This window comes from Synechococcus sp. M16.1 (assembly GCF_014279895.1).
Taxonomy (GTDB): Bacteria; Cyanobacteriota; Cyanobacteriia; order PCC-6307; family Cyanobiaceae; genus Parasynechococcus.
In genome coordinates this window covers 1,704,191-1,714,271 of record NZ_CP047954.1, presented here as the reverse complement: position 1 = coordinate 1,714,271, position 10,081 = coordinate 1,704,191, and the positions used below count along the sequence as shown (strand labels likewise).

The window sequence follows — 10,081 nt, the reverse complement described above, 5'->3', positions numbered from 1 at the left end:
TGCTCAGAGTACCGGCTTTCTTTGATCAGCCCAGATCCCAAGCCGCTTGTGCAGGCTTTCGAGAACGTCAGTGAGGTTCGGCTGGGTGGCCCGGAACTGGAGCAGCGGGGCTGGTGGATGGTCGTGCCCCTGCATCCGCAGCAGCTGCAGGGGCCATTCCGAGCGCCGTTCGCATTGGAGCTTTGTTCCGAACGGGCCGTTGTTCAGCAGTTCGGCCGTAGCACTGGCGTCGCTGGCCAGTAGCCACAGCCCTGCGCTGAGCACCTCCTTGGCCAGCGCAAGGTCATCGCCCCCGCTAAGGGTGGGTTCAATCCACACCTGATGGCTGGCCAGCAGCTCCGCTAGATCAGTTCTGGTCAGCGGGCTGCACCAGTGCACATCACAGTCCCCCCAGCGTTGATGGCATGGTTGGACCGGTGCTGGCGCGTCGTCGAGCACGGTGAACTCCAACGCCTGTGGGGGCAATTGCTGGATCGCTGCCTTCAGAGCCAGAAGCCCGCTTTCATGGCCGCGGTGGTGCGGCACAAGGGCCCGGAGTGGACCGTCTTGTTTTGGGCGCTTTTGGCTGGGGAAGGCCTGCCATGGCCATGCGATCACGGTCACGTTGGTGAGGCCCCTTGCACGGCTGGCCTGATGCAGCTGGTGGCTGCTGGCGGTGCAGCAGGCGGCCCGTTGCAGCCGCGTTTGTTGCTCCGCTTTGAGCCAGCTGCCGTCGTGGAGGTGCAGCACATAGGGAATCTGTCTCTCGATGGCTCGGTCCACGGCGGCTTGGGCCTGGGCCCCGGTGCCGGTGATATGTAGACAGTCCGCTGGTGTGTCCCAGCCGTGTTGTCGCCAGTCGACCCGTCTCTTGGGGTCTTGTCGCAGCGTCTGGGCCAGGGCATTGGCCAGGCGAGCTTCGCCCTGAATCGCATTGGGGCTGTCGGCATCGACGATCAAGGCCACCCGTTGCTGGGGGCGCGGGTGATCCCGTTGCAGCAGCGGCGCCCAGCATGTTGCGGCCTGATCGGCGCCGAGATGCTCCAGGGCATGCTGCTGGGCCCGCCGCGCCAGATCCAGGCGCTGTTGGGGCTGCTTGATCAATTGGTTGATTTGATCTACCCAGGCTTGCTGGCTGTTGGCGAACAGGGTGTGCTTCCCATCGCGAAGCAGCTCTGTGCAGCTGCGGATGGGGCTGAGCACCGTGGCCAGGCCCATCAGGCTGCATTCCATCCAGCGGTTGGGGCTCTTGGCGTCGGTGAAGGGGCCGGGCTCCAGCACCATCAGGCCGATGTCGCCCTCCCGCAATCGTCGCAAGTAGTCCGGGAAGGGGCAGTGGCCGCGGCAGCGGATGCGGCTTTGAAACGGCTCCAGCACCAACGGCAACTGCAGGCTGCCCAGCAGATCTAGACGCAGCCGGGGGTGTTGCCTCATCAGCTGGGCCAAGGCTGGTGCCAATTGTTGGTGCCAGACCAGGGTGTGAGGGGTGCTGGCACTGGCCACCAGCAGGCGCAGCCGACCGCTGCGTTGGCGTAACCAGCGCAGCCGCGGCTTTCGTTGGGCCTGCAGCAGCTCAATGGGGATCAAATTGGGCCAGATCTGGATGGGCTGTGCCGGATGGCCCTGCTGGTGTTGGATTGCGGCCCAGCGGTCACGCAGTGTGCTGGTGCTGAACAACAGCTGATCGGCGGCCCTCAAGCTGGCTTGGAGTTGAGGAAGGGTGGCGGTCACCTTGCGGTGCCATTCGGGCGGCACGCTGCCGCCGTAGTTGGCTAGCGGCGGTGGGCAATGCTCTGGATCGAAGAGCAGGTCATCGAGATCAAGCAGCACGGGAATGCCCTGCCGGCGCGCCTCAGCGATCAGGCCAAACAGCGGCCCACTGGCGGGTAACCGATGGATCAGCAGGCCATCCATGTCGTGCAGCAGCGACGGGATGGAGGCGACGGTTTGGAGCTCGTTGAAAGTGAGGACGGTGGCCTGACATCCCAGCTGGAGCAGTTGCTGGCGCTTCTGTTCCACGCGGTAGAGCCAGCATTGCGACAGGTTGTCGTTGGCGCAGAGCAGCCAGCGGAGCCTGGGGCCTGGGCGCAGCGCCAACCGGGGCGGCAGTGCTTCAAGCCACGCTTGGCAGATCTCTTCGTTGAAGGCTTGAGCCTTGCGTTGCAGCTCTTTGGCTGGATGCAGCACCATCTGTGCGCTGAGGTGATCGAGATTCAGCTCTGCGCTGGAGGCCTTGGCTCCTCTCTGTTCCAGCCAGATTGATGTGAGCTTGAGCTCTTCAGCCCTTGTTCCAAGGGCCTGCAGCCAGGCCTCCGCCTCGTGTTGCCAGCCGGCTTGCAGCAGGCCCTGGGCGATCATTCGCCATTCTTCGATAAGGAAGTTCGGCAGTGGCTCGCCCGCGCTCAAGGCTTTGCCAACGAGCTGCGCTGCCTGCTCAGAGGTTTGGGCGGCGCGCACCTGAGCGCGCCAGACCAAACCGTTTATGGCGATGCTGCTGATGCCTTGGTTGATGCAAGGCGTCAGCAACTGAAGAGCGCCGTTGGGGTTGCCAAAGCGCAGCTGGACTTGAGCGTATTCAGCGCGCAGAGCCACACTGCCGGGGCTGTGCTGCAGTGCTGTTTGGAGAAGTTCATCAGCATCCAACCACCGCCTTTGGCGGATTAAGCCCCTGGCGATCTCAAGGGATTCGGGCGTGTCGTCCAAGGTGGTTGGGCGCTGATCTTGCGCCATGACAGGGATCAGCGTTTCATGCAGCTTGCCAGCAATTGATCAACTGAAGCACAATTTCGTCGATGGCTGATTCGGCAACCACAGCGAAGGAACGTGCTTTGGCGTTGAGGGCCGAAGCGCTGCTGATCTGTGATCGTTTCGCCTGGACGCCGCAATGCATCGGCACGGGTGATGGTGAGGTGGGCCCGCGAGAGATCTACGCGGAGCTGCGCTGTTTGCAGAAGGTGGGCGCTGTTGATGTGGCGCAAGCGTTGATCGATTGCTGTTTGCGGCACCAACAGTGGTTGGCACTGTTTGAGGATGTGCAGGCGCGGATCTGGATGGTCCTCGGCGAATGGGAGCGGGCGGAACAGCGTTGGCGAGCGTTGCTGCATCACTCCAATCCGGTGATGCGGGAGATCGCCGAGACGGCGCTCAAGAGGCTTGAAAAAAAGATTGAGACTGGTGAAATATTGGCAACGGACGTGGCTCATGCGTTTGATCGCAATCAGATAGATCGCGTGAAGGCTCTCTTGATCGAGGCGTTGCTTGAGAGCAAGGATTTGGATGAATCTTGGTTGCAAAGAGTGTTGGAAAAAACAGCATTGAAAATGCCGGTACCGAATGAATTCCCTTGGGATCGCACGTTGTTCACCAATCATTTGATGCTTGAGCTGTATGCCCAGCAGCTCGAGCATTGGGAGCAGAACATTGATGACTGAACCGCATCATCGGCTGGTCACGGTGATGGCGGGCTATGCCCATGGTGGGGAATGGTCCCCGGTCACCCTGCGTTGGATTCGGGCTGTGCGCTCCGTTAGCGATTTTCTTATTCTGGTGGCTGATCAAGATGATCTATCTGCACCGGCTGAATTTGCAAATGATGAATGTACTTTTTTTCTAGCAAGACGGCATCGTGCCTATGATTTTGGCTCCTATCGCTTGGGGTTGGCTGAGGCTGATTCTCGGGGTTGGTTGGCCTCTGCCTCTCATGTGTTGTTGTGCAATGACAGTGTGATTGGACCGTTTTTTGATTTTGGGGCTGTTGTCCTGAAGATGATTGATCTAGCGACTCCTGTTTGGGGATTGACCGAATCTTATTTGTATTCGCCGCACTTGCAAAGTTATTTCTTGTTGATTCAGTCTGAGGTCATCCTTAATCCTGCTGTTCGAGATTTCTTTGCTTCTGTGGTGCCGCAGTCGAGTCGCCATGATGTGATTCAGGCCTATGAATTGGGGTTTTCACGGCTTATCAAGAGTCTGGGTTTCTCCTGGAAAGCTTTGCTTCCGGCAGCTGAGATGTTCGATCCACGGAATGGAGAGATGATGGGCAATTCAACGGCCTATCCGATCTGTTCTTTGCTGGAGAAGATGCCAGTGATTAAAACCCGTGCTTTCAAGGAAGATGAGGCGAATCAAGATGGCCTTGCTCGAACTTGTGCGGTTGTTGCTCGTGAGTTCCCTGAGGTTTGGGAGCAAATGTGGCAAGCTTCACCCCATCGACGCCTTTGGCAGGAATCAATCTCTGTCGCCATCTTGCTGCGCAGTTGCGAATATGATGTTTTGGCTGAGCGTATTGGCTGGGTTAAACAGCACCATCATCCCAAGCTGAGGTGCTGCATCACCGTTCATACAACTGAGACCAAGAAACGGGCTCAGATGCTAAAAGAATTCAAGAAAGATATTGAAGATGGACTTCTTTCTGTTCAGGTCTGTGAATGTTCTGTTATGAGTGATCAGGCTCTTCTGCAGCTTGTGGCATGTGCTGATGTCGATTGGATTACGGTTTCTTCCAATAATTTATGGCGTGATTTTGCGTCTCTTCAGCTGCAGTTGCGGCGTCTTGCTGAACAACCCGATGTGGATATTGTTGATGGGATGCCAAGGTTATGGCGTCGTGAACTTCTATTTGATTTCGAGCGATTCACCGAGTTCAAAGTTGATTGGAGCGCATGTATGCCTTAAGCCGAGTCAGTCGACCCCGTTTCATTTAAACGCTGAAGCAGGGTGTTAATTAGCGTATGACTACGCTTCTGTAATTCGGCGTACTGTTTGAGTTGCTCGGCTTGGGCATGACTGAGGCGGATGAAATGGTCAAGCTCTTCTTTGATGATTTCGATGTTTTTTTGATTTGTCACTTGTTTACGCTACTGATTGGTGATTGATCGTGCTTTAATTTTTTGAATGTGATTGGGGCTGACTCTTTCTTTGGTTTTGGGTTGTTCTGGCTGTTTTGCTCTATTTGTTTTGCTTGTATTCGGAGGTGTTCAAATTTGCTTTCTTGCAATTTGTAGATTTCATTGGTTTTGGCGAGATCTTTCTGAAGTGATTTGAGGTTTGATTTGTCCGGACAAGGTTTTTTGTGATTTTCTTCGGGGCTAGGCATAATTAGTTAGGTGAGATTTATTGCTAGAATTTTAATTCCAGTGCGGCTTGGAAAGAAAAGCGTGGCCGTTGTGTTAAGGCCTGTGGAAGGCTTGTCTTTAGGTCGATTCCATCGGGGACCCCTGATACAGAAACTGTGCAGCCATAGTCGCAGTTAGGGAGAATATTTTCCCACATACCTGTTAATATTAAGCCCAATTCTTCGAATGGGCGAACACTAAATCCTGCATTCAGGTTTCTACCACTCCATTCGCCAATTAAGTTCAAGCCTGGGAATGTCTCGAGTGCGACGGCCCCAATTGGGTTGATTTGTCCATAGCTTCTCGCACGCAGAGAGGCTCGTGTCAGTGCCTCAGGGCTGCATGGTTTGTTTGGCGTAAAGCCAGGGGTTGCGCAGCCTGCATTGCGTTGTTTGCGGATGCCATCAAGAACCAATTCATCCAAAGGTCTAAACTGCCCGTTCCCCACGCCGAATGTTAAATATGCATTAGGGAAGATGCTATTTTGATCATCTTTTAAGCGAAAACGCTGGCTAATGACTCCATAAGCGCTTTTGGCGAAGCCACACGTACCGCACTCACGAAAATCGAGCCAATTGTCTATACCTATTTTAAATGCTGTATCAGAACCAAAATTGCGACTAATATGTGTGCCGATGTAGAAGTTGCTAAAGATATTTTTTTCCTCTTCAGTGTTTCTCTCGCCAATTTGGAGGCTTGTCTCTTCAAAACGGGAGGTGACAGTAATTCCAGCAATTTTTTCTGTATCACCAATGCCAATTGAAAGATTGTATTGTGCCTCGCCTATTTTTTCAAATTGGTCTCGATATTCATCCAACCCACTTGTATTCTTGCAGTAGCCAGCACCTGTAATGCAATCGATTGCCCATAACGAGCCACTGATCATTAACCCTTTGGGTCCAAATCCAATAGGTACAGTCCCAGAAATCTGAGGATGCCAGTTATCATCACGCCAAATACTCTTCTCATTTGCAAAGGTGGTGCCACTTGGCATCACAGGGGGTTGAATTTTAATTGCTGCATTGGCCGGATTCTGGATTGGGGCCTCTTCTTCGATTTTTCGCTCAATATCAGTAGATAGGCTGGGTTCAACGGGTGACCAAATCACCGCTTTCTTTAGTCCATTGTTGGGTTCAGCTTTTAGCTCTTGCCATCGGATTGGTGTGGAGGTTTTTGTTTTTGTAGGGGCCTCTACTTGAACCCAGCGGTAAGGTCCTGAATCATCGTCTCTTTGTGAGGTGGGTGTTTGTTGTTTGACTGGGATCCATTCATCACTCTTTGCGATCTGGCTAATATCCAGAAGAGCGAGACTGAAGGCCAGTGGCAAATGCCATCGCAGTTTCACAAAGCCTCCGTTGTGGAATCTATCAGCAGCCACCCGACTACGGGTGTGCCCTGAAGGGTCAAGCTTTGTTTGATTTGGGCTAATTCTGAACGGCTGCAGTTGCCTGCTTGTACCAGCAGTATTTGTGAGTCGCAGCTTCGAGTTTGAACGAGCTCTTTGCTGATCACTAGAGTTTTTTGGCCTAAAGCCATTTGGAGAGCTTTGGCAAGGTCATTCAATCTATTGTTATCGATTACGCCAACGGGAATTAAGCCGACGCTCTTTGCCTGATTGAGAGGACCTTGTGCCAACAGAGCGAAGGACAATGGCCAGGTGTCGGGTTGATGAAGTTTTAGGCGATCCAGCATTGGGCCCGGCAACGATGAACGCAACTCGTTGTCGCTGAACACAAGGCCACTCCGGCGATCACGTATTAACCCAGCACCACAGCCGAGCACTAGACCTACCAACAATCCAAGGGTGACGATGCGTTTCTTCCTGGGAGCCACAGGCCGATCGAGCAGGGTGGGATCTGAGATAAGCTCCCAGGGTTCGGTTTGGCGGGCCTGCTCGAGTTGTAGGGCCAGGAGAGAGGATTCCAGCTCGTCAAGGGTGGCGGCGTCTCTTTTTGCAGTGCGATTGAGTTCCTTAAATTGCAGGATGACCTCTTGGGCTTGCTCTTTGGTCGCTGGTTGCAGGCCTGGCAATGTCAGGCTTCCCCCGGCAGTAACTTCGATATACCGACGCAGAGCGTCTCGCTCGCGTATCAGGGCCAGCACCCCTGGATCACGGCTGGTGAATCGTTGTTGTCTGCGTATAAGTTCCTGATTGATTGCTGCGAGTTGTCCAAGAGCATTTCCCTGAAAGCTTTGTGTGTTGGATTGACTAGTTGAGGTTCTTAATCTTGAGCTTGAATTATAACTTACCAGATTTGAAGCATCAATACCAGAACTACTTACTGATTCTCCACTAGTGGAGATACCATAAGTTATGGAGAAAGAATCCAAAGCGCGGCTTGATTCTGCTGCACGTTTCCGAAACCGTTCAACCTGTTCTCTGATGAAGGCAAGGCTATTAGTGATTGACTTTGATCGATCCCGACCGGAGTAAAGTTGATAATCACTTGAGATTTTTCTGACCACAGGGAGAATTAATTTTTGGTCAGTATCTCGATAAATAATGTTGAGAACTGATGTGCCTTGGAGTAGTTCAATCTTTAGGTTGGCGTCGCGCCAGTCACGGAAAGACAAGCTGCTTGTGTTCTCACCGGCTTTTGCCTTGCTTGCCTTAACGAAGTCATAGGTGGGTTTGAGCACCGAGGGGCTTTCAAGGATTTTTACTTCTGTCATCAATTGATTTCCCCCTCCGATACGTAACCCAGCTATGTTGGCTAGTCCTGGTTTGCCAGCGACGAGTTGTCCTAGCCCGCTCTTAGGAGAATTTTGCTCTTCGAGAACGATCTGAAATTGACCTTGCCAAACCTGTTGGAGGGTGGAGGCGTACCAACCACTTAATAAGACAGACCCACCGGCTATAAGGGCGATCAGTTTTTTTTGGCGCCCCAGGGCACTAGCAAACTGTCGGAGATCGATTTCATCCCCTACTGGAGAAATCTGTGGCTGAACCAAGTTGGTAGATAGTTTACTTGTCATTAGTTGCTGAAGTCTTCAAAGATTGAATAGAGCGAATACACACCTAGTACTGGGGTAGTTAGTTCATTGATTACAGCGACAGATTTTGTCAAAGGAGTTTCACGAATTCGAATCACATCACCTGCCATCAGAACTGGGTTTCGGTAATCACCTGAAGGAGTATCGCTATTCAGACCGAAGATCCGTCGATCCATTTCACTTGCACGCGTAAATCTGATGAATTCAACCTTTCCGTGCAGTACCTGGGTTCCACCAGCAAGATCCACTGCGTGTACTAAACTTGACCCTTGAGGCAAGATGACTGGTCCAGGTTCTTTGACTCGGCCAGTTACATATACCTGCATGAACTCAGGAGTAAGGTTTGACTTACCTGCCTTAATTAATTGATCTAGCAAAACTTTTTGGCTTTTACCAACATTAACAACATCTCCGTCGAAGAGACGAATGTTTTGAGATTCGTCTCCCTCTGTTATCAGGGAAAGGAAATTGAGCTCAGTGCGTATACGCCCACCACCTTTACTTTGGGGCTTCCTTCTTGTTACTTGTACTTCAGAAAGCTTAGAATATGGAGTAATTCCTTGTGCATTCTGGATGGCATCAAAAATAGTGGGAAAAACAGAAAATGTGGACCTGGTGATATTAAGCTGAGGTTGATTGAATGTTTGAGGAGAAGCCCCTGAGTATGGTACTTTTGGATCATTAATAATCTGATTAAGTTGCTGATTATTGCTTAAGGTAAGACTTTGATTGCCGGAGAGAGTGTAATAGCCTGGACGCTTAACTTCACCTCCTACGTAAACACGAATTGGCCTATAGGCGACAGGCCTGACATAAACCTGCGGATCGATTAAATATTCTTTATACTTGATAGTAAGGAGTGACTGAAGTTCATCAACAGTCATACCCTCTACATTCAGAGCACGTAGTCGGGGTAGATATATTGTTCCGTCCGGACCAATAAAAAATTGACCACTCAGATCTGGGATATCAACAAGTTCGATTTCTAAAATATCACCAGAACCAAGAATATATTCATTATTGAAATTTGCTTCAACTCGTTTTGGTATTAACTGATTGGTAAATAAACTCTTGTTTTCTTCACTTTTAGCACAAGGTGAATAAATGATTCCTGCAAAAGCAAGCAATGCACCAATGAAAATCCTCTTAGCTTTCAATTCTAAAGGAACAGAGCTCGAACAATTATATTTGTTATCACAGGCTTGAAAACACACCTTGGGACGGACTCTGACCTGTCTCATAAGATCAACATGGAACCAGTCTTCTCATTTTCCCGAAATCCTCAATTTTAGCTTGATATATCATTCTTTTATTTCTTCCTTCGGAGAAAAAGCAAATCTTACCGCATCTTTTTAGGCGTTAACAGGACTTTTGACATCTACATTTTATAATACTTTCAAAGCCAGCCATTGATAAAAACCAACGTCCTCTTCTGAAGAGGATTTTCCATCTCTGTATTGATTCTGTTGAGGTGTGCCCCTATTTCTTGATACCCTATATTAAAAACATCTCTAATATAATCAAAAAGCATTTATCAACAAATAACTAATTGCTATAACTTAATTAAAAAGTATTGACTAATAAACGCTTTCTGTTTTAGTTTTAGAAATGATATTGCTTATATTTTTAGATATGAATATATTACATATAACCAAATTTGTCATCCACTGAGGAGTGCACTAAAATATATATACTGAAGATTTCCTTGCCAAATATAATTTCTGCTATTTTGTGATTGATGTTAAAAGCAAATTTTGGATGTCACGATCTTGGTGCAACTATGATTATTGAAATTTTTAATTAGTTGAATTGGAAAGTATAGTTTGATGTTTTGACGAGAATATATATTGTTTTCCATAACTCGAGCTTTTCATATAAATGACAAAGATTATGGATTCTCATTCTATATTAGGATTATTTAAATTATTAACCAATCGTCCGGTTGATATGAATACAATTAAAAAATCGTCGATATTCCTTATCAAGCCAGAAGA

General features: G+C 50.0%; 6 protein-coding genes. 2 read left to right on the top strand and 4 right to left on the bottom strand.

The genetic code is table 11. The features are described 5' to 3' along the window. Nucleotides 1–3: 3 nt before the first annotated feature. Nucleotides 4–2,709, bottom strand: a complete 2,706-nt coding sequence (locus SynM161_RS09865; RefSeq protein ID WP_186541155.1) for a glycosyltransferase — start codon at nt 2,707–2,709, stop codon at nt 4–6. Nucleotides 2,710–2,933: 224 nt separating this feature from the next. Here SynM161_RS09865 and SynM161_RS09860 point away from each other — a divergent pair, with 224 nt between their 5' ends. Continuing rightward, nucleotides 2,934–3,410, top strand: a complete 477-nt coding sequence (locus tag SynM161_RS09860; RefSeq protein WP_186541153.1) for a hypothetical protein — start codon at nt 2,934–2,936, stop codon at nt 3,408–3,410. Then, nucleotides 3,403–4,653, top strand: coding sequence for a rhamnan synthesis F family protein (locus SynM161_RS09855; protein WP_186541151.1), 1,251 nt, complete (start codon nt 3,403–3,405; stop codon nt 4,651–4,653). Before SynM161_RS09860 ends, SynM161_RS09855 begins: the two co-directional genes overlap by 8 nt. 444 nt (nt 4,654–5,097) lie before the next feature. On the opposite strand, the gene SynM161_RS09850 is transcribed toward SynM161_RS09855, so the two are convergent. Genes SynM161_RS09850 through SynM161_RS09840 form a run of 3 tightly spaced genes read right to left on the bottom strand, consistent with a single transcriptional unit; the run spans nt 5,098 to nt 9,244 of the window. Further along, nucleotides 5,098–6,471: a hypothetical protein gene (locus SynM161_RS09850; RefSeq protein ID WP_186541150.1), complete on the bottom strand. Its 1,374-nt coding sequence runs from the start codon at nt 6,469–6,471 to the stop codon at nt 5,098–5,100. Further along, complete coding sequence (locus SynM161_RS09845; RefSeq protein WP_186541149.1) at nt 6,435–8,069, bottom strand: Wzz/FepE/Etk N-terminal domain-containing protein; 1,635 nt, start codon at nt 8,067–8,069, stop codon at nt 6,435–6,437. The genes SynM161_RS09850 and SynM161_RS09845 overlap by 37 nt, the downstream gene beginning before the upstream one ends. Next, complete coding sequence (locus SynM161_RS09840; protein WP_255441774.1) at nt 8,069–9,244, bottom strand: polysaccharide biosynthesis/export family protein; 1,176 nt, start codon at nt 9,242–9,244, stop codon at nt 8,069–8,071. The genes SynM161_RS09845 and SynM161_RS09840 overlap by 1 nt, the downstream gene beginning before the upstream one ends. Nucleotides 9,245–10,081: the final 837 nt, after the last annotated feature.

Bases quoted from the DNA above. Each gene is read 5' to 3' on its own strand.
- SynM161_RS09865 (WP_186541155.1), bottom strand. From the start codon at position 2,709: ATGGCGCAAGATCAGCGCCCAACCACCTTGGACGACACGCCCGAATCC.
- SynM161_RS09855 (WP_186541151.1), top strand. From the start codon at position 3,403: ATGACTGAACCGCATCATCGGCTGGTCACGGTGATGGCGGGCTATGCC.
- SynM161_RS09845 (WP_186541149.1), bottom strand. From the start codon at position 8,069: ATGACAAGTAAACTATCTACCAACTTGGTTCAGCCACAGATTTCTCCA.